The sequence below is a fragment of the Pseudomonas sp. GWSMS-1 genome, from assembly GCF_049847425.1.
Lineage (GTDB): Bacteria > Pseudomonadota > Gammaproteobacteria > Pseudomonadales > Pseudomonadaceae > Aquipseudomonas.
Window position 1 is genome coordinate 2,681,875 of sequence record NZ_JBMHHV010000005.1, and the last position, 21,102, is coordinate 2,702,976.

The following is a 21,102-nucleotide window of genomic DNA, read 5'->3' on the forward strand; positions in this document are numbered from 1 at the left end:
CTCAGACCTTGAATCGGCTGACGCCGCTACGCAGGCTACCGGCTACCTGGTTCAGCTCATCAATCGCGGCACCGGCCTGGCGCAGCGAATCAACCGTCTGGCCACTGGCTTCGCTCAACTGCACCAGCGCCTGATTAATCTGCTCGGCCCCCGTCGCCTGGGCCTGCATGCCCTCGTCAACCATCTGCACCCGCGGTGCTAACGCCTGCACCTGATGAATAATCTGCGTCAGCTGATCACCGACCTGGGCCATTTCGCTATTACCTCGGCGCACCTCTTCGGAGAACTTATCCATGCCCATGACACCCGCCGACACCGCTGACTGGATCTCACGCACCATTTGTTCAATGTCATAGGTAGCAACTGCCGTTTGATCGGCCAGGCGACGAACCTGCGTGGCCACCACGGCAAATCCACGGCCGTATTCGCCCGCTTTCTCGGCTTCGATCGCGGCGTTCAAGGACAGTAGATTGGTCTGATCAGCCACTTTGACGATGGTGGTCACCACATGATTGATGTTGCCCGCCTTCTCGTTGAGGATCGCCAGCTTGGCATTCACCACCTCAGCAGCCCCCACCACATGGCGCATCACATCTTCCATGCGGGCCAGGCCTAACTGACCCGAACCGGCCAGCACCGAGGTGTGTTCGGCAGTACCGGACACCTCACTCATGGTGCGCACCAGATCGCGCGAGGTCGCGGCAATTTCCCGCGAGGTGGCGCCGATTTCCGTGGTGGTGGCTGCGGTTTCAGTGGCAGTGGCTTGCTGCTGCCTGGACGTAGCCGCGATCTCGGTGATTGACGTGGTCATCTGCACCGCCGAGCGCTGCGCCTGGGCCACCAAGCTGTTGAGCTCATGGGCCATGCTGTTGAAACCCTCCTCAATGGCATTGAACTCATCTCGCCGGCCCATATCCAAACGCGCCGAAAGATCACCGGAACCGAGCTTCTTGAAGGTGTCCACCACGGCAATGATGGGCCGGCTAATCGCCCGCTGCAGGCTCACTGAACTGATGGCCGCCACGCCGAGAGCAATCAGAATGGCCAGCACCAGACTCAATTTGGTCACGCCAATATCCGTAACAATCTGCTGCACCGCCTGCTCTGCATATTGCCGGTTCAATTCGAATAATTGGCTCAATACCGCGCGAGCCTCTGACCAGGCCGGCAACAGCTGCTCACGACCCAACTGCGAAGCCTCCGCGGCACGCCCGGCAGCAATCAGCTCAAGGAATTGAGCGTGCAGCGTCAGGTACTGATCACGTTTGAGCACGAAATGCTGCGCTTCAACACGTTCCGCCTCACTGCTGATGGTGTTCTGGTAATCCCCCCAGGTTGTCTCCAGGCGCTGCAACAGCTCTTCGAAGGTTTTACGCTCGGCGGCACTCAGACTCAGATCAGCCGCCCCCTCCTGACCAACGATCAGCAGGCGCTGGCTTTCCAACAGATGATCAGCCCAGGCCAGCCGCGCCAAGCCGACCAACTGCATACCCGGCGCAGCCGATGTACTCACCTTGATCGCGGCCTGCTCGACTGTCGCCAAGCGGTAATAGGCTGTGGCAGACAGCAGCAGAAGGATAACGACCACCACAGAAAAGCTCGCGATGATGCGTTGCCGGACAGTCCAGTTCTTCACAATATTCCCCACTCGGTTAAACGCACGCGGCCAGCCATAGGCTGATCGCGCAAAGATACAAGGACTCTAGAGACTGCCATTGCCAGCGGCAAGCGCTGAAACAGCAGGACAGACAGAGGCAATGCCCATCAGCCCGCGCCCTGCAAACAACTGAGCCGCGCTGCCGCCAGAGCAAAGAGCCTGGCACCGACGCTGCCTGGCTTGATGGGTTACTAAAACAGCTGATGCGCCGGGCTCAAGCCAACGGCGTGACCTCAGCACGAACAGCGCGTAGATCCAGGCTAATAATTATTGAGCCCGCAGACGCAGCAACTGGTCAGCCAGCTCGGCGGCATGCCGCTCGACGACCAGCGGTACCAGATTGTCGCTGTAGCCAACCAGGCGTGCGTAGATAAACTTCCAGCGCGTCAACGCACGCTGTAAACGCTGCTGCTGCGCCTCCGTCAGTTCAGGGGCCAGGCTGGTGAGCTCGCCATCGACCTGCTTGGCCAGCACATCGATATCCTGATTCAGATAATGCTGCTGTTGTTCGGGCAAGGTCTCGATACCGCCCACATAGGCACGCGCGGTGTAGCGCGCCGCCAGGTATTGCACCTTGGCTGGCAGGCTTTGCAAACGCAGATCCGCCGGCGGTAGTGGCTGCGCCAGACCTTTGAGCAGCTGTTGCTCGAGTGCCTCAAGCGCCACCAGCAACTCACGCTGGGCCTTGCTGTACTGGAAGTTGAACGCCCACGGCAGATCAGGTTCACCAGGGCTATACGCCAGCGTTTGCTCGACCAGCGCAATAAAGGCGGCCAATGGCGACTGCAGTTGCTCCACCGCCAAACGCGCGGAGTCGGTCAAGGGCTGCGCCTGCAGAGTATCCAGGCTTGCACGCAATCTACCCAGGTCAGCCTGCACCTTAGTCTCCAGCCCGGCATGGCCACCTTCACCACGATGCACAAACAGATCAGTGCTAGCGCGAAACACCTGCACCTGCGCCAGCTGCACCTGCGTCAGCGCCGCATCAGGTGCAGCCTGCAATAACTGACTGATACCCAGCAAACCCAACAAAAGCAGGCAGCTCTTATACAAACGACGCATTGATTACTCATCCACAACATGGAGGGCGTCGAGTATAGGGACGTGGCCTCAACACGGCCAACACTCCCCTAGGCAACCACACGCATTCGTTATAAAAGAATACACCAGTCTTCGTTCGATAAATCACAACCCCAGACACACCTCTCGCCGCGAGCCACCGCCGCATGATGACCCTACGCCAGATCCGCCATTTCATTGCCGTCGCCGAGACCGGCTCGATCTCCGCCGCCGCCCAGGCGGTGTTCATTTCACAATCGACCCTGACCTTAGCGATCCAGCAGCTGGAGGAAGAAATAGGCGTCAGTCTGTTCAACCGCCACGCCAAAGGCATGAGCCTGACCCACCAGGGCCACCAATTCCTACGCCAGGCACACTTGATTCTGGCCACCGTGGACAACGCCAAGCGCAGCTTGCAACAGAGTACCGATCAGGTCGCGGGCAGCCTGACCATTGGCGTAACCAGCCTGGTGGCCGGGTACTACCTGGCCGACCTGATCACCCGTTTTCAGCGCGCCTTTCCCAACGTGCAAACCCGCGTGGTCGAGGACGAGCGTCCGTATATCGAGCACCTGTTGGTCAGCGGCGAGATCGATGTTGGCGTACTGATCCTCTCCAACCTGGAGGACCGCCACGCGCTGCAGACGGAGGTACTGACCCACTCGCCGCATCGGCTATGGCTGCCGGCACGTCATCCGTTACTGGAGCGTGACAGCATCAGCCTGGCGGATGTGGCCAGCGAACCACTGATTCAGCTCAACGCCGATGAAATGGGGCTGCACACCCAACGCCTGTGGAGCCGCGCCGGCATGACGCCGAACGTCACCCTGCGCACCGCCTCAGTGGAAGCGGTGCGCAGCCTGGTGGCGGCCGGCCTTGGCCTGTCGATTCAGCCGGACATGACCTACCGTCCCTGGTCACTGGAAGGCGACATCATCGAGGCCTTGCCGCTGGCTGACCTGAGCGAGCCAATGGACGTTGGCCTGGCTTGGCGCCGAGGTACCGCGCGGCCCGCGCTAGTTGACCCATTTCTCTCCGTGGCACGTGAACAACCGCACAGCCGCAAGGTTTCGATTTAATCGAACGCTGCTTTCAATATTAAGAATTTGTCGACCTCTGTACCGGACTCTAGTCTCAGCTGCATATGGACGCAGGCGCTCCGGGCAAGAACTGGAGCCGTTATGCAGGTAGAAACTAAAAAAAGAAATCCGAAAATGTCCGAGCCAACCCTGTACAGCGCATTGCTGATCGACGGCCAGTTGGTCGCTGGGGAAGGTTTGGCCGAAGCCATCATCAACCCCGCCAGCGGCGACGTACTCACCTCTATAACTGAGGCCTCGCTGGAGCAGGTGGAAGCCGCCGTACAGGCCGCCCATAGTGCCTTTGCGAGCTGGTCACGCACCACGCCAGCACAACGCGCCACCGTCTTGCTGGCCATCGCCGACGCCATCGAACAGAACGCAGAACAGCTTGCTCGTCTGGAGTCGCTGAACTGCGGCAAACCGCTACACCTAGCTCGCCAAGACGATATTCCCGCAACCGCCGACGTATTCCGCTTCTTCGCAGGTGCCGTGCGCTGCCAGCAAGGGCAGCTGGCGGGTGAGTACGTGCCCGGCCACACCAGCATGGTGCGCCGTGATCCGGTTGGCGTGGTCGCCTCCATCGCACCGTGGAACTACCCGCTGATGATGGCCGCCTGGAAGATCGCCCCAGCCTTGGCGGCCGGCAATACGCTGATTTTCAAACCGTCCGAACACACCCCGCTGTCGATTCTGGCCTTGGCCCCGGCACTCGCACAGATCCTCCCGCCGGGGGTGCTGAACATTATTTGCGGTGGTGGCGAAGGCGTCGGCAGTCAGCTGGTCGGCCACCCACGGGTGCGCATGGTGTCGCTGACCGGCGATATCGTCACCGGACAGAAGATCCTGCAGAGCGCCGCACGTACGCTAAAGCGCACACACTTGGAGTTGGGCGGCAAGGCACCGGTGATCGTCTGCAATGACGCTGATATAGAGGAAGTGGTTGAGGGTATCCGTACCCATGGCTACTACAACGCCGGCCAAGACTGCACCGCGGCCTGCCGCATCTACGCCCAGGCAGGCATTCATGACCGCTTGGTGGCCGAACTGGGTGACGCGGTGGCGAGCATCGGCTTCGCCCGCAAGAAAGACAGCGACAACGAGATCGGCCCGCTGATCAGTGCACGCCAGCGCGATCGTGTGGCCAGCTTTGTTGAGCGAGCGCTCGGCCAACCACATATCGAGCGCGTTACCGGCGCAGCCGTGCACTCCGGCCCCGGTTTCTACTATCAGCCAACCTTGCTCGCCGGCTGCAAGCAGGGCGACGAGATTGTTCAACGCGAGGTATTCGGCCCGGTGGTCACCGTTACCCGCTTCGATCAGTTGAGCCAAGCAGTGGACTGGGCCAACGACTCCGAATACGGCCTGGCCAGCTCGGTATGGACGCAGAACCTGGACAAGGCCATGCAGGTTGCCGCACGCCTGCAATACGGCTGCACCTGGATCAACACGCACTTCATGCTGGCCAGCGAGATGCCGCACGGCGGGCTTAAGCGCTCCGGCTATGGCAAGGATCTATCCAGCGACTCACTGCAGGATTACAGCGTGGTGCGCCACATCATGGCACGCCACGGACAACAACTAGACTGACTTTCACCCGTTCGGCAGCGGTCTTGCCGACAGACATTCACTGCCCTAATAACAGCCCAAAAGAAGAGGGAATTCCGATGTCCGCGCACAAAACCGCAGTGCTTAGCGCACTTACAACCGCCCTATTGGCCATCAGTGCCGCACAGGCCGCCGAACCATTGAAAGTCCTCGGCGCAGCCGAAGGCCAAGTCGACATCATTGCCTGGCCCGGCTATATCGAACGCGGTGAAACCGACAAAGGCTATGACTGGGTCACCCAGTTCGAGGCCGACAGTGGCTGCAAGGTCAACGTTAAAACCGCCGCCACCTCCGACGAGATGGTCAGCCTGATGGCCAAGGGTGGCTATGACCTGGTCACAGCTTCCGGCGATGCTTCGCTGCGCCTGGTCGCAGGTAAACGGGTACAACCGATCAACACCGCCCTGATCCCGAGCTGGGTCAACGTTGACGAACGCCTCAAGGATGCACCTTGGCATACCGTGGCCGGTCAGCACTACGGCACCCCCTACCAGTGGGGCCCGAATGTGCTGATGTACAACAGCGACGTATTCAAGACCGCACCAACCAGCTGGTCTGTGGTGTTCAAGGAACAGAACCTGCCAGACGGGAAAAGTAACAAAGGCCGTGTACAGGCTTATGACGGCCCGATCTATATCGCCGATGCCGCGCTGTATCTGAAGGCCAGCAAACCCGAGTTAGGCATCAACGATCCGTATCAGCTCACCGAAGCCCAGTACGCCGCCGTGCTGGATGTACTGCGCGCCCAGCAACCGCTGATTCACCGCTACTGGCACGATGCGACTGTGCAAATGAGCGACTTCAAGAACGAAGGCGTCATGGCCTCTGGTTCATGGCCGTATCAAGTCAACGCCCTGCAACTGGAAACACAGCCGATTGCCTCCACCGTGCCCGTTGAAGGCGCCACCGGCTGGGCCGATACCACCATGCTGCACGCTGAGGCTAAGCACCCCGTCTGTGCCTACAAATGGATGGACTGGTCGCTACAGCCCAAGGTCCAGGGGGACGTTGCGTCCTGGTTCGGCTCATTGCCAGCGGTACCCGCTGCCTGCAAGGACAACGAACTGCTCGGCGCCGAAGGCTGCAAGGTCAACGGCTTCGACAACTTCGAGAAGATTGCCTTCTGGAAAACTCCGCAGTCCGAGGGCGGCAAGTACGTGCCCTATAGCCGCTGGACCCAGGACTACATCGCCATCATGGGTGGCCGCTAAGTGGCTCTCGGTTCGGTGGATTCGTAGGGTGGACGACGCCTTTTTCGTCCGCCAACCGGCACCACGGTGGATGGATACAGCGCCATCCACCCTACGGCTGCGGGACGCCTAGCCCAAGAACCGCTCGCTCGGCGCTGCTCTGTGGCACCGAGCGAGACACTTACGAGGTGGACGACGCTCTTTTCGTCCACCAACCAACACCGCTGGTGGATGGATAGAACGCCATCCACCCTACGCTGCGGCAAGTCCGCAGCGGTTAACCGTTGTACATCCACCACCGACTAGCCCGTCTTGTGTCGGCAAACCCAAACGGGAGAGACGGTGGTGGGTGGCTTTTATCCTGGAGTTAGTGAAATGACCCTTGCAGTGCAATTTACAGATGTGTCCCGCGCGTTCGGCGACGTCAAAGCCGTCGACCGGGTGTCCATCGACATCCAGGATGGCGAATTCTTCTCCATGCTCGGCCCTTCCGGTTCGGGCAAAACCACCTGCCTGCGCCTGATCGCCGGCTTTGAGCAGCCCAGCGCTGGCTCCATTCGTATTCACGGCGTTGAGGCAGTGGGCCTTGCGCCCTACCGCCGTGACGTCAACACGGTGTTCCAGGATTACGCCCTTTTTCCGCACATGAACGTGCTGGAAAACGTCGCCTACGGCCTCAAGGTCAAAGGCGTCGGCAAATCCGAGCGCCTGGCCCGCGCCGAAGAAGCCCTTGGCATGGTTGCCCTCGGCAGCTTTGGCGGGCGTAAACCGGTACAGCTGTCCGGCGGCCAACGTCAGCGTGTGGCCCTGGCCCGCGCCCTGGTCAACCGCCCGAGGGTGCTGCTGCTCGACGAGCCGCTGGGCGCGCTGGACCTCAAACTACGCGAGCAAATGCAGAGCGAGCTGAAAAAGCTGCAGCGGCAACTGGGCATCACCTTCATCTTCGTCACCCACGACCAGAGTGAAGCGCTGTCCATGTCGGACCGCGTGGCAGTATTCAACAAGGGGCGTATCGAGCAGGTCGACACGCCGCGCAACCTCTACATGAAACCGGCCACGCCGTTCGTAGCCGAGTTTGTCGGCACCTCCAACGTACTCAAAGGCGAGTTGGCCATGCAACTAAACGGCTCGCCGCTGCCCGTATCGATTCGTCCGGAACACACCCGCCTGGCAAACGGCGAAGCACTGGGCAGCGACGAGGTCGAGGTCAGCGGCCAGCTGCACGACATCCAGTACCAGGGGGCCTCAACGCGCTTCGAGATCCAGCTGGAGAACGGTCAGAACTTCTCCGTCAGCCAGGCCAACAATCAATGGCAACTTGGCGACGCTCCGGTACAGCAGGGCCAGCGGGTGAGTGCGCGCTGGGCGCGTGGAGCCATGGTCGGCCTGCGCGAGGAGATGTGACATGAGCAGCCAGAGCCTTGACCTCGATAACCCAGGCGGCCCGCTGCGGCGCCTGTCTGACCTGCTCTACCGCAAGCCAACGCTGTACCTGTCGCTGCTGCTGATTCCGCCGCTGCTGTGGTTCGGCGCCGTTTACCTGGGCTCGCTGCTGACCCTGCTGTGGCAAGGCTTCTACACCTTCGACGATTTCAGCATGACGGTCACCCCGGACCTCACGCTGGCCAACTTCGCCGCCCTGTTCCAGGCGGCCAACTTCGACATCATCCTGCGCACCGTCAGCATGGCGGTGGCGGTGTCGATTGCCAGCGGCCTGGTGGCCTTCCCTATTGCCTACTACATGGCGCGCTACACCACAGGTAAGACCAAGGCGTTTTTCTACATCGCCGTGATGCTGCCGATGTGGGCCAGCTACATCATCAAGGCCTATGCCTGGACCCTGCTGCTGGCCAAAGGCGGCGTGGCCATGTGGTTTATCCAGGCGCTGCATCTGCAACCACTGCTGGAGCTGATCCTCGGCATCCCCGGGGTGGGTGGCAATACCCTATCCACGTCACACCTGGGGCGTTTCCTGGTGTTTGTCTATATCTGGCTGCCATTTATGATCCTGCCCATCCAGGCCTCCCTGGAGCGTCTGCCGCCCTCCTTGCTGCAAGCCTCGGCCGACCTTGGTGCCAAACCTCGGCAGACCTTTATGCAGGTGATTCTGCCGCTGTCGATCCCAGGTATCGCCGCCGGTTCGATCTTCACCTTCAGCCTGACCCTAGGTGACTTCATCGTGCCGCAGCTGGTGGGCCCACCCGGCTTCTTCATCGGCAACATGGTGTATGCGCAACAGGGCTCGATCGGCAACATGCCGATGGCCGCCGCATTTACTTTGGTGCCGATCGTGCTGATCGCTGTCTACCTGTCCATCGTCAAACGTCTGGGGGCCTTCGATGCGCTCTAACGCCGAAAAACACGGGGAGCAGGCTTCCTGGGGGCTGAAACTGGCTGCCTGGGGCGGGCTGGTATTTCTCCACTTCCCGATTCTGATCATCTTCATGTATGCCTTTAACACCGAAAGCTCGGGCTTCAGCTTTCCGCCGCAGGGTTTCACCTTGCACTGGTTCAGCGTGGCCCTGGCGCGCCCAGACGTGTTGGAAGCGATCAAACTGTCCGCGCAGATCGCCGCCCTGGCGACCGTGGTCGCCATGATCCTCGGCACTCTGGCCGCCGCCGCACTGTACCGCCGCGACTTCTTCGGCAAAGAAAGCATCTCCATGCTGCTGATCCTGCCCATCGCCCTGCCCGGCATCATCACTGGCCTGGCGCTGCTGGCGGCGTTCAAGCGCTTCGGCATCGAGCCAGGCTTCCTGACCATTGTGATTGGCCATGCCACCTTCTGCGTAGTGATCGTCTACAACAACGTCATCGCCCGTTTCCGCCGCACCAGCCACAGCCTGATCGAGGCAAGCATGGACCTGGGCGCCGACGGCTGGCAGACCTTCCGCTACATCGTCCTGCCCAACCTCGGTTCAGCCTTACTGGCGGGCGGCATGCTGGCGTTTGCCCTGTCGTTTGACGAAATCATCGTCACCACCTTTACCGCAGGCCATGAACGCACCCTGCCGCTATGGCTGCTCAACCAGTTGGCTCGCCCGCGCGATGTGCCGGTAACCAACGTGGTGGCGATGCTAGTGATGCTGGCCACCATGCTGCCAATCCTCGGCGCCTACTACCTGACCAAAGGCGGTGAAGGCGTAGCCGGCAGCGGCAAGTAGAGATGGAGGTAGACCGCAGGGTGGATCGCGCTTTATCGATCCACCACTGCCCGCAGAGATACCCATGGTGGATGTAAAAAGCGACAGCTGCGCGCCCCGATCCACCCGACAAGAACATTCATAAGAACCCGATAGCGAGGTTTAAGCGATGCAAACCAAACTGCTGATCAATGGCCAACTGGTCGCTGGCGAAGGCCCTGCCCAGGCCGTGCTCAACCCGTCCCTCGGCACCACCCTGGTGGAAATCGCTGAAGCCAGTCCGGCCCAGGTCGATGCCGCCGTTCGCGCTGCCGATGCGGCCTTCGACAGCTGGTCACAAACCGCCCCCAAAGATCGTTCGAGCCTGCTGCTGCAACTGGCCGACAAGATCGACGCCCACGCCGCAGAACTCGCCCGCCTGGAATCCAACAACTGCGGCAAACCCTACAGCGCTGCATTGAATGACGAGCTGCCTGCCGTCGCTGACGTATTCCGTTTCTTCGCCGGTGCCAGCCGTTGCATGAGTGGCTCCGCTGCCGGTGAGTACCTGCCGGGCCACACCTCGATGATCCGCCGTGATCCGATTGGTGTAATCGCCTCCATCGCGCCATGGAACTACCCGCTGATGATGGCCGCCTGGAAACTCGGCCCAGCCTTGGCGGCCGGCAACACCGTGGTACTCAAGCCATCCGAGCAGACACCAATGACTGCGCTGAAACTGGCTGAATTCCTCGCTGATATCTTCCCGGCTGGGGTCGTCAACATCGTTTTCGGTCGCGGCCCAAGCGTCGGCGCACCACTGACAGCCCACCCGAAAGTGCGCATGGTCTCGTTGACGGGCTCAATCCCTACTGGCTCAGCCATCATCAGCAGCACCGCCGACAGCGTGAAGCGCATGCACATGGAGCTGGGCGGTAAAGCGCCAGTAATCATCTTCGATGACGCTGATATCGATGCTGCGGTGGAAGGTATTCGCACCTTCGGTTTCTACAACGCCGGCCAGGACTGCACCGCTGCCTGCCGTATCTATGCGCAAAAAGGCATCTACGAGCAGTTCGTGGCCAAGCTCGGTGAAGCCGTGAGCAGTATCAAGTACGGCCTACAGGACGACGAAAGCACCGAACTAGGCCCGCTGATCACTTCCGCTCACCGCGACCGCGTCATCGGCTTCGTCGATCGCGCCAAGGCGGTCCCGCACATCAAGGTGGTGACGGGCGGCAACACGGTCGAGGGCCCTGGTTTCTTCTTCGAGCCGACGGTACTGGCGGGTGCTCTACAGGACGACGAAATCGTCCGCCGCGAAGTATTCGGCCCGGTGGTTTCGGTCACCCAGTTCGACGATGAAGCGCAGGTGCTGGCCTGGGCCAACGACTCAGACTACGGCCTGGCCTCCTCGTTGTGGACCAGCGACGTGGGCCGCGCGCACCGCATGTCCGCGCGCCTGCAGTACGGCTGCACCTGGGTTAATACGCACTTCATGCTGGTCAGCGAAATGCCCCATGGCGGGGTGAAACTGTCCGGGTACGGCAAGGACATGTCCATGTATGGGCTAGAGGATTACACCGCGATCCGTCACGTCATGTTCAAGCACTGACGTAGCTCTTCGTAGGGTGGATCGCGCTTCACCGATCCACCACGCCGCGCTCAGGGTGGATGTAAAAAACGACATCCACCCTACGAATTCCCACAACGAGCTGGAGCAACAACAATGAAAATCGCACTCCGCACTATCAGCTTCCTCGCCCTGTTCGCCTGCGCCGGTCTGGCCCAGGCGGCAGATGATGCCAAGGCTATCGTCGATGGCTATATGGCTGCCTGGAACGCCCACGATGCCGACAAGGCTGCGACCTTTCTCGCTGAAGACGCGGTGTATTTCGACGCCACCGTCGGCACGCCGCAGAACGGCAAAGCCGCCGCCCGCGACAACGTGATCAAGGTGTTCGTCGGCGCCGTGCCAGATCTGCAATGGCAGATGACCAGTGCGCCCATCGTCAGTGCTGATGGCATTGCCTTCCAGTGGAAATTCAGCGGCACCAACAGCGGTGCCTGGAGTGCGGAAACCCCAGCCACCGGCAAGCCACTTTCATTTGAAGGCGTAAGCTTTATCCGCATCAAAGGCGGCAAGATTGCCTATCAGGGCGATTACTACGACGCGCTGGGTTTCAATAAACAACTCGGCTGGTAAACCCGGGCGCGTGCACTGCAGGCTAGAAACGCTGCAGTGCTCTAACCCGCGTGCAGCTCCTGACGCACCTGCGCCTCAAGCTCGGTTTTGAGCGCCGGATCCAGCTTGAGTTGACGGGCCAGCTCTTCCAGATAAGCACGCTCCATAAAGTGCTCTTCATCGACCATTAGCACGCTGGCGACATACATTTCTGCGGCCATTTCCGGGGTACTGGCCGCACGGGCGATTTCGGCGGGGTCCAGCGGCTTGTTCAGTTCGGCCTGCAACCAGTGTTGCAGCTCGGCATCACTGGTGAGTTTGACCAACTCGCCCTCGATCAACTGCCGCTCGCGGGCGTCGACATGGCCATCGGCTTTGGCCGCCCCCACCAGCGCCTTGAGGATGGCCTGGCTGTGCAATTCAGCCTGCGGCGCGGGCAGACGGTCGAGGGTTTGCGGTTCGACCTGCGGCGCATTGGCCTGCTGTGCCTGCCAGTTGTTGTAAGCCTTGTAGGCGACGACGCCCAATGCGGCCAGGCCGCCATAGGTCAGCGCTTTGCCGCCCATCTTGCGCGCACTCTTGTTGCCCAGCAGCAAGCCCAGCGCACCTGCCGCCAACGCACCACCACCCGCCCCTTTGAGCAGAGTTCCCAGATCACCGCCCTGGCCGCCTTTACCGGCGCCGCCAAGCAAACCGCCCAGCGCGCCCCCCAAGCCACCGGCCGATCCACCTGCGGAGCTGCCAGCGGATTTCTGCTGCATCAGGTCCTGGCCGGACTTCAACAACTGATCAAGCAAGCCACGGGTAATCATCAAGCGCTCTCCCTAAAAATGGTTGTGCAAGCACACAGACAGATTCTAGTGAGGCAGGTTTACCACCACCTAACACCAGAGTGCTTCGAAAGATTGCCAGCGGGTTTAAGCCTCAGGAAAAACGGCTATTCGTCGGTTAGCCGGCACAAAATATGTCAAATAGTGGTCACCATCACACTATGCGGATGGTCGATCTATATTTGGCGCCGATAGGATGGCGAACACAAAGACCCGCAACGGCAAAAGGCTATCAAGAGCCGACGCCGGAGAACTGCTCCATGCAGCCATGCGTCAACCGCTATACCCACCGTTTACTCCGCAGCCTGCTCGCCAGTTGCTGGCTATTCAGCCCAGTGCTGGTCGCCGATGCACCGAACACTCAGCACAGTGCCCTGGCGGCGGCGCTCAGCGATGCGCGCCTGGCCAGCTGGCTCAACCTGCTCGATAACTCCGCCGGCGATGACGAACGCGCCCAGTTGGAGCGGGTCAATCACTTCATCAATCGCTCAGTGAGCTTTGTCAGTGATCAGCAGGCGTGGGGAACCGAGGACTACTGGGCCACGCCAGCGCAGACACTGAGCCTAGGCAAAGGTGACTGCGAAGATTTCGCCATCGCCAAATACTTCAGCCTGGTGCGCATGGGCGTACCCAGCGAGAAGCTTCGCCTGACGTTCGTCAAAGCGCTCAAGCAGAACCAGGCGCATATGGTGCTGGCCTATTACCCCAGCGCCAGCGAACAACCGCTGATTCTCGACAACCTTGACCCACGCATTCGCCCGGCCAGTGAGCGTGACGATCTGCTGCCGGTGTATTCCTTCAATAACCACGGCGTTTTTCTGGCCAAGTCGCCGCAGCGCGCCAGCCAGCCATCGGAGTTTCTTGCGCGTTGGAATGAGCTGAGTGAGCGTGCGCTGGCCGATGGTTCGGCCGCACGCTCACCGCAGAGCTAGAGCCAATTAACGCGGGCTGATATGGGCGATCAGCAGTTGCACCGATTCCTGCCCACGGAACTCATTTACATCCAGCTTGTAGGCCAACTCGACCCAGCGCACGGTCGGATTCGGCCAGATTTCGCGGTCCACACCAAAGGCGATACCGTCGAGCTGCACACTGCCGCATTCGCTTTTCAGCACCACTTTGAGGTGCCGCTCGCCAACAACGCGCTGCTGCACCAGCTGAAACACGCCATGAAACAGCGGTTCAGGAAAATGCTGCCCCCAAGGCCCGGCATTGCGCAGCTCTTTGGCCAGCGGCAGATGAAACTCTTCGATAGACAGCGCACCGTCAGACAACAGGCGACCGGTCAGATCGTCTTCACAGAGCTGGCGACGCACCTCCGCATCGAAAGCCGCGGCAAAAGCTGCGAAATTGGCTTCGGGCAGTGACAGCCCCGCCGCCATGGCATGCCCACCGAACTTACTGATCAGCTGCGGATGCTTAGCGGCCACCGCATCCAGCGCATCACGGATATGAAACCCCGGCACCGACCGCGCCGAGCCTTTCAGTACACCGTCGCCAGCATCGGCAAAGGCGATGGTAGGACGGTGATAACGCTCTTTCATCCGCGAGGCGAGGATACCGATTACACCTTGGTGCCAATCGGCCTCGAACAGGCACAGGCCGAACGGCATATCTTCTAGCGGCAGGTCCTTGAGCTGGGCCAAGGCCTCGCGCTGCATGCCCTGCTCAATCGCCTTACGATCCTGATTAAGCTGATCCAGCTGCACCGCCATATCGCGGGCCAGGGCTTCGTCTTCGCAGAGCAGGCACTCGATGCCCAGCGCCATGTCATCCAGCCGCCCCGCCGCATTCAGCCGTGGCCCAAGGATAAAGCCGAGATCGGTGGAGGTGATGCGCCGATGATCACGACCGGCCACTTCAAGAATGGCGCGCAAGCCCGGCCGCGCCCGACCGGCGCGAATCCGCGCCAAGCCCTGATGCACCAGAATGCGGTTGTTGGCATCCAGCGGCACCACGTCAGCAACGCTCCCGAGGGAAACCAGGTCCAGTAACTCACCGAGATTCGGCTCAGGCCGCTGCACGGTAAACCAACCCATCTCGCGCAAGCGCGCGCGCAGCGCCAGCAACACATAGAACATCACCCCAACCCCAGCCAACGCCTTGCTGGGGAACTCACAGCCCGGCTGGTTGGGATTGACGATGGCATCCGCTGCCGGCAACTCGGCACCGGGCAAGTGGTGATCGGTTACCAGCACGGTCAAGCCAGCAGCCTTGGCCGCCGCTACACCCTCAACGCTGGAAATACCGTTATCCACGGTGATCAGTAACTGCGGCTGGCGCTCAAGCGCCACCGCAACAATTTCCGGGGTCAGGCCATAGCCGTATTCAAAGCGATTAGGCACCAGATAATCGACATGCGCCGCGCCGAGCATGCGCAAACCGAGCACGCCGACTGTGCTGGCGGTGGCACCATCGGCATCGAAGTCACCGACGATCAGCATGCGTTGACCTTGTTGCAGGCCCTGCACCAACAAATCGACTGCCGCGTCCATGCCCTTGAGCTGCTGATAAGGAATCAGCCGCGCCAGGCCCTTATCCAGCTCGGCAGCCGATTGCACGCCACGGGCGGCATACAGGCGGGTCAGCAGTGGCGGCAAGGCGCCCAGGTCAGGCAATACGGCGGGTAGCGGGCGGGCTTCGATACGCATCAGGATTCCGGTACAAACAAAAAGCAGGGCATACACAAGCGTTTAAGTGGCACGCCTAGAGCCGTAGGATGGGCCGGCCGCGCAGGTTGCGCGCAACGATACCCATCCTACAAAGGCAAGATTTAGCGCTCGCCGATCAACCACTCAATGGGCAGCTCATGCTGGCCGCGCTCATCGGTAACGAATAGCTCGCCGTCGCTGATCATCACGCTCCAGTTCAGCGAACGCGGCATATCCAGCGCCAGCTTGGCCAAGGCTTCCTGGTCCAGTGCCACCACGTTGATGTTCTTCAGGGTACGCACTGGATCGAGTTCTTTGGTCTGCCAGACGCGCAGGTTGCCGTAGGCCACCAGGCTGAATTTCTCGGTACGCCGCGAGCACCACGTCATGCGCTCGCTGTCCGGCTGGCCGACTTCGATCCAGTGCAGCACGCGATCATCCAGGCTCTTTTCCCACAGCGCCGGCTCATCGACATCCGACAGGCCGCGACCGAACGCCAAATGCTCGTGATAGAACAAGGCATACGCAACCAGGCGCGCGGCCAGGCGTTCTTCGGTTTCCGAAGGATGCTTGGCCACAGTGAAACGCAGGTTTTCATAGACGCTGCGGTCCATGTCGGTGAGGTTCAGCTCGATTTTGTAGGTGGTAGACGGCAGGGCCATGGTGGGGCTTCTTACTGGGCGAAAAGAGCGCAAGTCTAACCCGAAACGCCCCTCGCCCGCAGAGCACACCGACTCAACAGCGCATTTGCCGCTCGCTGCCGCCCTCAGGATCACGGTAATCAATAATCGCCTGGCACGTGCTCAGGTCGACATACAAGCGGCAGTAATGCTCGCCATGGCGCCAGGCCATGGCCACGCTGCTTTCACCGGACTGGTTCAACTCAAACCGCCCATCAAAGGCAGGATGACTATTGCGCAGGCGCATCAGCGGCAACAAGCGCTCTACCAGCGGCTGCTGTAGCGCCTCTTCGGCCTCCGCCAAGCTGTAATAGTGCCGATTGACGTCACGCGCCTCGCCGGTTGCGGTACACAGTTCAAAATCATTACAGCCGGCCAGCAAGCCGACGTAGTAAACCTGCGGAATACCCGGGGTGAAGAACTGAATCGCTCGCGCGGCAATGTAGGCATCGTCATTGCGCAGCAGGGCCTCATAGAAGGTGCAGGTCAGCTGATAAATCGCCCCCACACTGTGCACGCTGACCGCCGAGCGACGCATGATCGGGTCAGCGCTACGGGTCGATACTTCATCAACCAGAAAACGAATTTCCGGCTCCGGCAGCATGCTTTCCACATCCGGGATGCAGATGCCGTCATGGGTATCGAGCACGGTGATCTGATTGCGCGGACACATGCGCAGCCACTGTTTCAGGTACCGGCTTTGGCCGCTGAGAAAGGCATGCAGCACCAGCGGCGGCAAGGCAAATGCATAGGGGCGCATATGCCGACGCGAGATGGCGTACTGGTAGCTGATGTGGTCATGCACCTCGGGCAGCATCTCCGCGCCGTACTTCTCGCCGGTTTCACGGAACCAGTCGAGGATGCGATAGACATCCGGCTCGACCAAAAAACAGCTGCTGCCAATCTTCTTGGTGGTGTAACCGAACGCATCCAGGCGGAACAGTTTGACCCCGCGCGCGGCGAGAAAGGCCATGTACTGCTCCATCAGTTGGTAGGTCAGCGGGGATTCGTAGTTGAGGTCGATCTGCCGCTCGGTGAAGGTGCACCACACCCGACACGCCTCACCATTGGCCAGGCGCACATCACGAAACGGCTCTTTCTCTTTACGGATATGAATCTTGGCCAGGTCTTCCAGGCTGATCTCGCCCAGCTTATCGACCTGCACAAACAAGTCGGCGTAGGGCGAGTCCTGGCCATGGGCAACAAAATCGAGAAACTCGGGTGACTCATCGGAAATATGGCTGATCACCAGGTCAACACACAGATCAAAACGCGCCGAGATACGCTCGACATCCGCCCAGTCGCCGTAGCTTGGGTCGACTTCCATATGGGTCAACGGTGAAAAACCACCGTCCGCATTGGACGGATACATCGGCAGCAAATGCACGCCAGCGACGGCATCAGCCAGGTGTCGGTCGAGCAGCGTGTAGAGACTGCCAAGATTGCCACCCAAGCGATCTGGATAGGTGATCAACTGAATCGCGTTGCGCAATGCCATGCTCGCTCCTCATTTGCCAGAACAACTGCCTGCGGCTTGCAGCAGGGCTGTGACTGACCTTAGCGAGACATCGCGGTCATGGCCAGTGCGAAGCCGCCCTCGACATACCCTGTGCATATTTTCCCTGTAGCCACACAATCGCATAGGCTTAGCCCTGCTTTTTTGCCCTGGAACCACCATGAGCCCGAACAAACCCTTAGCTGGCCTGAAAGTCATTGAGCTTGGCACCCTGATCGCCGGCCCGTTTGCCTCACGCATCTGCGCCGAATTCGGTGCCGACGTGATTAAGGTCGAATCACCCGATGGCGGCGACCCGCTGCGCAAGTGGCGCAAGCTGTATGAGGGCACCTCCTTGTGGTGGTTTGTGCAGGCGCGTAACAAGCAATCGATCACCCTTAACCTCAAGCACGAGGCAGGGCGTGACGTGTTGAAGAAGCTGCTCAGCGAAGCCGATATTCTGATCGAAAACTTCCGCCCCGGCGTGCTGGAAAAACTCGGCCTGGGCTGGAAGGTGCTGCACGCCCTCAACCCCAGACTGGTGATGGTGCGCCTCTCTGGCTTTGGTCAAACAGGCCCAATGAAGGATCAGCCGGGTTTCGGCGCGGTGGGTGAATCCATGGGCGGCCTGCGTTACATCACCGGCTTTGAGGATCGCCCGCCCGTGCGCACCGGCATTTCAATTGGTGACTCGATTGCCGCGCTGTGGGGTGTAATCGGTGCGTTGATGGCGCTGCGCCACCGCGAGGTCAACGGCGGCGGCGGCCAAGTGGTGGACGTGGCGCTGTATGAGGCGATCTTCGCCATGATGGAGTCGATGATTCCTGAGTTCGATGTGTTCGGTTTTATCCGCGAACGCACGGGCAACATCATGCCCGGCATTACGCCCTCCTCGATCCACACCAGCAGCGACGGCAAACACATCCAGATTGGCGCCAACGGTGATGCGATCTTCAAGCGCTTTATGCAGGCCATCGGTCGCGACGATCTCGTCGCAGCGCCAGACCTGGCCAGCAATGACGGCCGTGATGCGCGCCGCGATGAGCTGTATGGCGTGATCGACCGCTGGGTCGGCTCACTGCCGCTGGAGCAGGTGCTGGCGACCCTGAAGGAGGCCGAGGTGCCGGCCAGCCGCATCTTCAGCGCCGAAGACATGTTCCACGACCCGCAATTTCTCGCCCGCGAGATGCTCCTGTCGGCCAAGCTGCCCGACGGCAAGCCCTTCAAGATGCCAGGTATCGTGCCCAAACTATCTGAAACGCCTGGCGGCGTCGAATGGGTCGGCCCAGAGCTGGGCGAACATAACCAGGCCGTGCTCAACGCCCTCGGCTACAGCAATGCGCAGATCGCCGAGCTGAAAACCCTCGGGGCCATTTAACCCCGTGCTGTTCTCTGACCCGATCAACAGCCCACCGCGGAGCGTGGTTACCGAGCTGCGTGACTACCCCGAGTGGCATCAAGGCCGCAGCCGCTATGGCGTGTGGACAGTGCCGGTGCAGTGCCCCGCACTGCTCGCACGTATCGCCATGCTCCAGCAGCAGCTGGCCGACTTGCTACACCCGCCAGGCCGGCGTCAGGCGCATATCACCCTGTTTGTCTGCGGCTTTGCCAGTGGTGTGCAGCGGCGTGCCGACGACTTCAGCAAGTCGCAGTTACAGCGACAACTCAAAGCACTGGGCCGGCACCCTCGGCACGCCTTGAACGTGTCGATTGGCCAACCCGACAGTTTTGCCAGCGCGGCCTTTCTCCCGGTCGACGACCCAACAGGGCAATTACTGGCATGGCGCGAATGCCTCGGCGAGCACGCCTGTGAAGTTCGCCAAAGCCCCTACCACGCCCATATCACCCTGGGCCTGTATCGGCGCAGCGCTGATGCCGCATTGATTCGTCAACGCCTAGATGCGCTGAGCGAACCCAGCCTACGCCCGCTCAAGGTTAATACTGTGCAGTACGGCCACTACCGTGCGCGCGAGCTATTCAGCCCGCTGCGCATCCAGCACAGCCTTCGCCTTGGCGGCTGAGGCTAAACCTAGCGGCATAAAAAAGCCGGCCCCTTGGCGGGGGCCGGCTTTTCAACTCACTACAGGCTTACAACGGCTTGCCGCGATTGCCGTGCTGCGCCACGAAGTTCTGCACCGTCTTCAGGTCATTGGCCAGTACCGTGCAGCGCTCATCGCGCTCGAACAGATCGGCCAAATGCGCAGGTAGCTCAGGCGCCTGGCCGACGCCGGCTTTTTCCACGGCTTCGGGGAATTTGACCGGATGCGCCGTACCCAGGATCACCATCGGCGTGGCCAAGCTGCGGCGGCACTCACGGGCCGCACGCACGCCAATCGCGGTGTGTGGATCAAGCAGTTCGCCGCACTGGTTAAACACCTCGGTGATGGTCTCGCACGTCTGTGCGTCATCCACGGCCAGGGAGTCAAACAGTTTGCGCGCTTCGGTCCAACGGTCTTGATCGACGCTGAAGCCACCGCCCTTCTTGAAGTTAGCCATCAACTCAGCAATCGCCGCACCGTTACGGCCGTGCAGGTCGAACAGCAAGCGTTCGAAGTTCGACGACACCATGATGTCCATGGACGGCGACAGCGTCGGGTGCAGGGTGTCCTTCACATACTGATTGCCGCTCATAAAGCGGTGCAGGATGTCGTTGCGGTTGGTGGCGACAATCAGCTGGCTGATTGGCAGGCCCATGTTGCGCGCCAGGTAACCGGCGAAGATGTCGCCGAAGTTGCCGGTCGGCACCGAGAACGCGATAGAACGCGCCGGGCCACCCAACTGCAGGGCCGCGTGGAAGTAGTAAACGATCTGGGCCATGATCCGCGCCCAGTTGATCGAGTTGACCGCAACCAAGCGGGTGCCCTTGAGGAAGCTCTGGTCGGCGAAGCTGTCCTTGACCATTTCCTGGCAGTCATCGAAGTTGCCTTCGATGGCGATGTTATGGATGTTTTCACCGAAGATGGTCGTCATCTGCCGGCGCTGCACCTCGGACACACGGTTGTGCGGGTGCATGATGAAGATGTCGACGTTATCGCAGGCCTTGCAGCCTTCGATCGCCGCCGAGCCGGTATCCCCCGACGTAGCGCCCATGATCACAACGCGCTCGTTGCGCTTGGCCAGTACGTAGTCGAGCAAGCGACCGAGCAGCTGCAGGGCGAAGTCCTTAAAGGCCAGCGTTGGGCCGTGGAACAACTCCAGCACCCACTCGTTGCCGTTCAGCTGACGCAGCGGCGCCACTGAGGCATGCGCGAACACGCCGTAGGTCTCTTCGAGAATTTTCTTGAAATCGGCATCCGGAATGCTGCCGGTGACGAACGGGCGCATCACCCGGAAGGCCAGCTCGTGATAAGGCAGGCCAGCCCAGGAAGCGATTTCTTCCTGAGTGAAGCGCGGCAGGTTTTCCGGCACATAGAGGCCGCCGTCGCTGGCCAGACCAGCCAGCAGCACGTCTTCGAAATTCAGGGCCGGTGCCTGGCCACGGGTACTGATATAGCGCATAGGGACAAACCTTCGGTTGAATCTTTAAGAGCCGCAGCTGCCTGCTGC

Annotated in this window: 18 protein-coding genes; 11 read left to right on the plus strand and 7 right to left on the minus strand. The window is 60.7% G+C overall.

Annotation, left to right across the window (positions count from 1 at the left end):
• Window position 1: 1 nt before the first annotated feature.
• Both ACEPAJ_RS16305 and ACEPAJ_RS16310 read right to left on the minus strand, forming a co-directional pair.
• The gene (locus ACEPAJ_RS16305; RefSeq protein ID WP_425916176.1) at window positions 2–1,636 is read right to left on the minus strand and encodes a methyl-accepting chemotaxis protein; all 1,635 of its coding nucleotides are present in this window, start codon (window positions 1,634–1,636) and stop codon (window positions 2–4) included.
• Between the two features lie 288 nt (window positions 1,637–1,924).
• Window positions 1,925–2,719, minus strand: coding sequence for a hypothetical protein (locus ACEPAJ_RS16310; protein ID WP_425916178.1), 795 nt, complete (start codon window positions 2,717–2,719; stop codon window positions 1,925–1,927).
• A 164-nt stretch (window positions 2,720–2,883) separates the two neighbouring features.
• Between ACEPAJ_RS16310 and ACEPAJ_RS16315 the strand changes: the two genes are divergently transcribed.
• The 8 genes from ACEPAJ_RS16315 (at window position 2,884) to ACEPAJ_RS16350 (ending at window position 11,921) form a co-directional block, all read left to right on the plus strand.
• Window positions 2,884–3,795 carry a LysR family transcriptional regulator gene (locus ACEPAJ_RS16315; protein WP_425916180.1) on the plus strand — a complete coding sequence of 304 codons (912 nt, stop codon included), beginning with the start codon at window positions 2,884–2,886 and terminating at the stop codon, window positions 3,793–3,795.
• Between the two features lie 135 nt (window positions 3,796–3,930).
• Window positions 3,931–5,385, plus strand: a complete 1,455-nt coding sequence (locus tag ACEPAJ_RS16320) for a gamma-aminobutyraldehyde dehydrogenase (RefSeq protein WP_425916182.1) — start codon at window positions 3,931–3,933, stop codon at window positions 5,383–5,385.
• A 77-nt stretch (window positions 5,386–5,462) separates the two neighbouring features.
• On the plus strand, window positions 5,463–6,614 hold the full coding sequence (ydcS, locus tag ACEPAJ_RS16325) for a putative ABC transporter substrate-binding protein YdcS (RefSeq protein WP_425916183.1): 1,152 nt from the start codon (window positions 5,463–5,465) through the stop codon (window positions 6,612–6,614).
• Window positions 6,615–6,968: 354 nt separating this feature from the next.
• Complete coding sequence (locus ACEPAJ_RS16330) at window positions 6,969–7,997, plus strand: ABC transporter ATP-binding protein (protein ID WP_425916185.1); 1,029 nt, start codon at window positions 6,969–6,971, stop codon at window positions 7,995–7,997.
• A gap of 1 nt (window position 7,998) precedes the next feature.
• Window positions 7,999–8,943, plus strand: a complete 945-nt coding sequence (locus ACEPAJ_RS16335) for an ABC transporter permease (protein WP_425916187.1) — start codon at window positions 7,999–8,001, stop codon at window positions 8,941–8,943.
• The gene (locus ACEPAJ_RS16340) at window positions 8,933–9,757 is read left to right on the plus strand and encodes an ABC transporter permease (RefSeq protein WP_425916189.1); all 825 of its coding nucleotides are present in this window, start codon (window positions 8,933–8,935) and stop codon (window positions 9,755–9,757) included. The genes ACEPAJ_RS16335 and ACEPAJ_RS16340 overlap by 11 nt, the downstream gene beginning before the upstream one ends.
• Window positions 9,758–9,905: 148 nt before the next feature.
• Complete coding sequence (locus ACEPAJ_RS16345; protein WP_425916191.1) at window positions 9,906–11,330, plus strand: gamma-aminobutyraldehyde dehydrogenase; 1,425 nt, start codon at window positions 9,906–9,908, stop codon at window positions 11,328–11,330.
• A gap of 114 nt (window positions 11,331–11,444) precedes the next feature.
• Window positions 11,445–11,921 carry an ester cyclase gene (locus tag ACEPAJ_RS16350; RefSeq protein ID WP_425916193.1) on the plus strand — a complete coding sequence of 159 codons (477 nt, stop codon included), beginning with the start codon at window positions 11,445–11,447 and terminating at the stop codon, window positions 11,919–11,921.
• Between the two features lie 41 nt (window positions 11,922–11,962).
• On the opposite strand, the gene ACEPAJ_RS16355 is transcribed toward ACEPAJ_RS16350, so the two are convergent.
• A complete protein-coding gene (locus ACEPAJ_RS16355) occupies window positions 11,963–12,712 on the minus strand; it encodes a tellurite resistance TerB family protein (protein ID WP_425916195.1) in 750 nt (249 codons plus the stop codon).
• A gap of 278 nt (window positions 12,713–12,990) precedes the next feature.
• On the opposite strand from ACEPAJ_RS16355, the gene ACEPAJ_RS16360 reads away from it, so the two are divergent.
• A complete protein-coding gene (locus ACEPAJ_RS16360) occupies window positions 12,991–13,662 on the plus strand; it encodes a transglutaminase-like cysteine peptidase (protein WP_425916197.1) in 672 nt (223 codons plus the stop codon).
• Window positions 13,663–13,668: 6 nt separating this feature from the next.
• On the opposite strand, the gene recJ is transcribed toward ACEPAJ_RS16360, so the two are convergent.
• The 3 genes from recJ to gtfA all read right to left on the minus strand — a co-directional run bounded on the left by recJ (window position 13,669) and on the right by gtfA (window position 17,559).
• Window positions 13,669–15,381, minus strand: a complete 1,713-nt coding sequence (gene recJ, locus ACEPAJ_RS16365) for a single-stranded-DNA-specific exonuclease RecJ (RefSeq protein WP_425916199.1) — start codon at window positions 15,379–15,381, stop codon at window positions 13,669–13,671.
• Window positions 15,382–15,503: 122 nt separating this feature from the next.
• Window positions 15,504–16,043, minus strand: coding sequence for a YaeQ family protein (locus ACEPAJ_RS16370; protein ID WP_274086921.1), 540 nt, complete (start codon window positions 16,041–16,043; stop codon window positions 15,504–15,506).
• A gap of 73 nt (window positions 16,044–16,116) precedes the next feature.
• Window positions 16,117–17,559, minus strand: a complete 1,443-nt coding sequence (gene gtfA, locus ACEPAJ_RS16375; protein ID WP_425916202.1) for a sucrose phosphorylase — start codon at window positions 17,557–17,559, stop codon at window positions 16,117–16,119.
• A gap of 178 nt (window positions 17,560–17,737) precedes the next feature.
• Between gtfA and ACEPAJ_RS16380 the strand changes: the two genes are divergently transcribed.
• Together ACEPAJ_RS16380 and ACEPAJ_RS16385 are read left to right on the plus strand one after the other, a co-directional pair.
• Entirely contained in the window at window positions 17,738–18,934 is a 1,197-nt protein-coding gene (locus ACEPAJ_RS16380; protein ID WP_425916204.1) for a CaiB/BaiF CoA transferase family protein, read from the plus strand.
• Between the two features lie 4 nt (window positions 18,935–18,938).
• Window positions 18,939–19,577, plus strand: a complete 639-nt coding sequence (locus tag ACEPAJ_RS16385) for a 2'-5' RNA ligase family protein (protein WP_425916206.1) — start codon at window positions 18,939–18,941, stop codon at window positions 19,575–19,577.
• A gap of 67 nt (window positions 19,578–19,644) precedes the next feature.
• Here ACEPAJ_RS16385 and thrC read toward each other — a convergent pair whose 3' ends face one another.
• The gene (thrC, locus tag ACEPAJ_RS16390; RefSeq protein ID WP_425916208.1) at window positions 19,645–21,054 is read right to left on the minus strand and encodes a threonine synthase; all 1,410 of its coding nucleotides are present in this window, start codon (window positions 21,052–21,054) and stop codon (window positions 19,645–19,647) included.
• Window positions 21,055–21,102: the final 48 nt, after the last annotated feature.

Excerpts from the sequence above, each read along its gene's own strand:
- ACEPAJ_RS16370 (WP_274086921.1), bottom strand. The coding sequence starts at position 16,043 with ATGGCCCTGCCGTCTACCACCTACAAAATCGAGCTGAACCTCACCGAC.
- ACEPAJ_RS16340 (WP_425916189.1), top strand. The coding sequence starts at position 8,933 with ATGCGCTCTAACGCCGAAAAACACGGGGAGCAGGCTTCCTGGGGGCTG.
- ACEPAJ_RS16350 (WP_425916193.1), top strand. The coding sequence starts at position 11,445 with ATGAAAATCGCACTCCGCACTATCAGCTTCCTCGCCCTGTTCGCCTGC.
- ACEPAJ_RS16310 (WP_425916178.1), bottom strand. The coding sequence starts at position 2,719 with ATGCGTCGTTTGTATAAGAGCTGCCTGCTTTTGTTGGGTTTGCTGGGT.
- ACEPAJ_RS16315 (WP_425916180.1), top strand. The coding sequence starts at position 2,884 with ATGATGACCCTACGCCAGATCCGCCATTTCATTGCCGTCGCCGAGACC.
- ACEPAJ_RS16380 (WP_425916204.1), top strand. The coding sequence starts at position 17,738 with ATGAGCCCGAACAAACCCTTAGCTGGCCTGAAAGTCATTGAGCTTGGC.
- ACEPAJ_RS16360 (WP_425916197.1), top strand. The coding sequence starts at position 12,991 with ATGCAGCCATGCGTCAACCGCTATACCCACCGTTTACTCCGCAGCCTG.
- ACEPAJ_RS16320 (WP_425916182.1), top strand. The coding sequence starts at position 3,931 with ATGTCCGAGCCAACCCTGTACAGCGCATTGCTGATCGACGGCCAGTTG.
- ACEPAJ_RS16330 (WP_425916185.1), top strand. The coding sequence starts at position 6,969 with ATGACCCTTGCAGTGCAATTTACAGATGTGTCCCGCGCGTTCGGCGAC.
- ydcS (WP_425916183.1), top strand. The coding sequence starts at position 5,463 with ATGTCCGCGCACAAAACCGCAGTGCTTAGCGCACTTACAACCGCCCTA.
- thrC (WP_425916208.1), bottom strand. The coding sequence starts at position 21,054 with ATGCGCTATATCAGTACCCGTGGCCAGGCACCGGCCCTGAATTTCGAA.
- ACEPAJ_RS16355 (WP_425916195.1), bottom strand. The coding sequence starts at position 12,712 with ATGATTACCCGTGGCTTGCTTGATCAGTTGTTGAAGTCCGGCCAGGAC.
- gtfA (WP_425916202.1), bottom strand. The coding sequence starts at position 17,559 with ATGGCATTGCGCAACGCGATTCAGTTGATCACCTATCCAGATCGCTTG.
- recJ (WP_425916199.1), bottom strand. The coding sequence starts at position 15,381 with ATGCGTATCGAAGCCCGCCCGCTACCCGCCGTATTGCCTGACCTGGGC.
- ACEPAJ_RS16335 (WP_425916187.1), top strand. The coding sequence starts at position 7,999 with ATGAGCAGCCAGAGCCTTGACCTCGATAACCCAGGCGGCCCGCTGCGG.
- ACEPAJ_RS16345 (WP_425916191.1), top strand. The coding sequence starts at position 9,906 with ATGCAAACCAAACTGCTGATCAATGGCCAACTGGTCGCTGGCGAAGGC.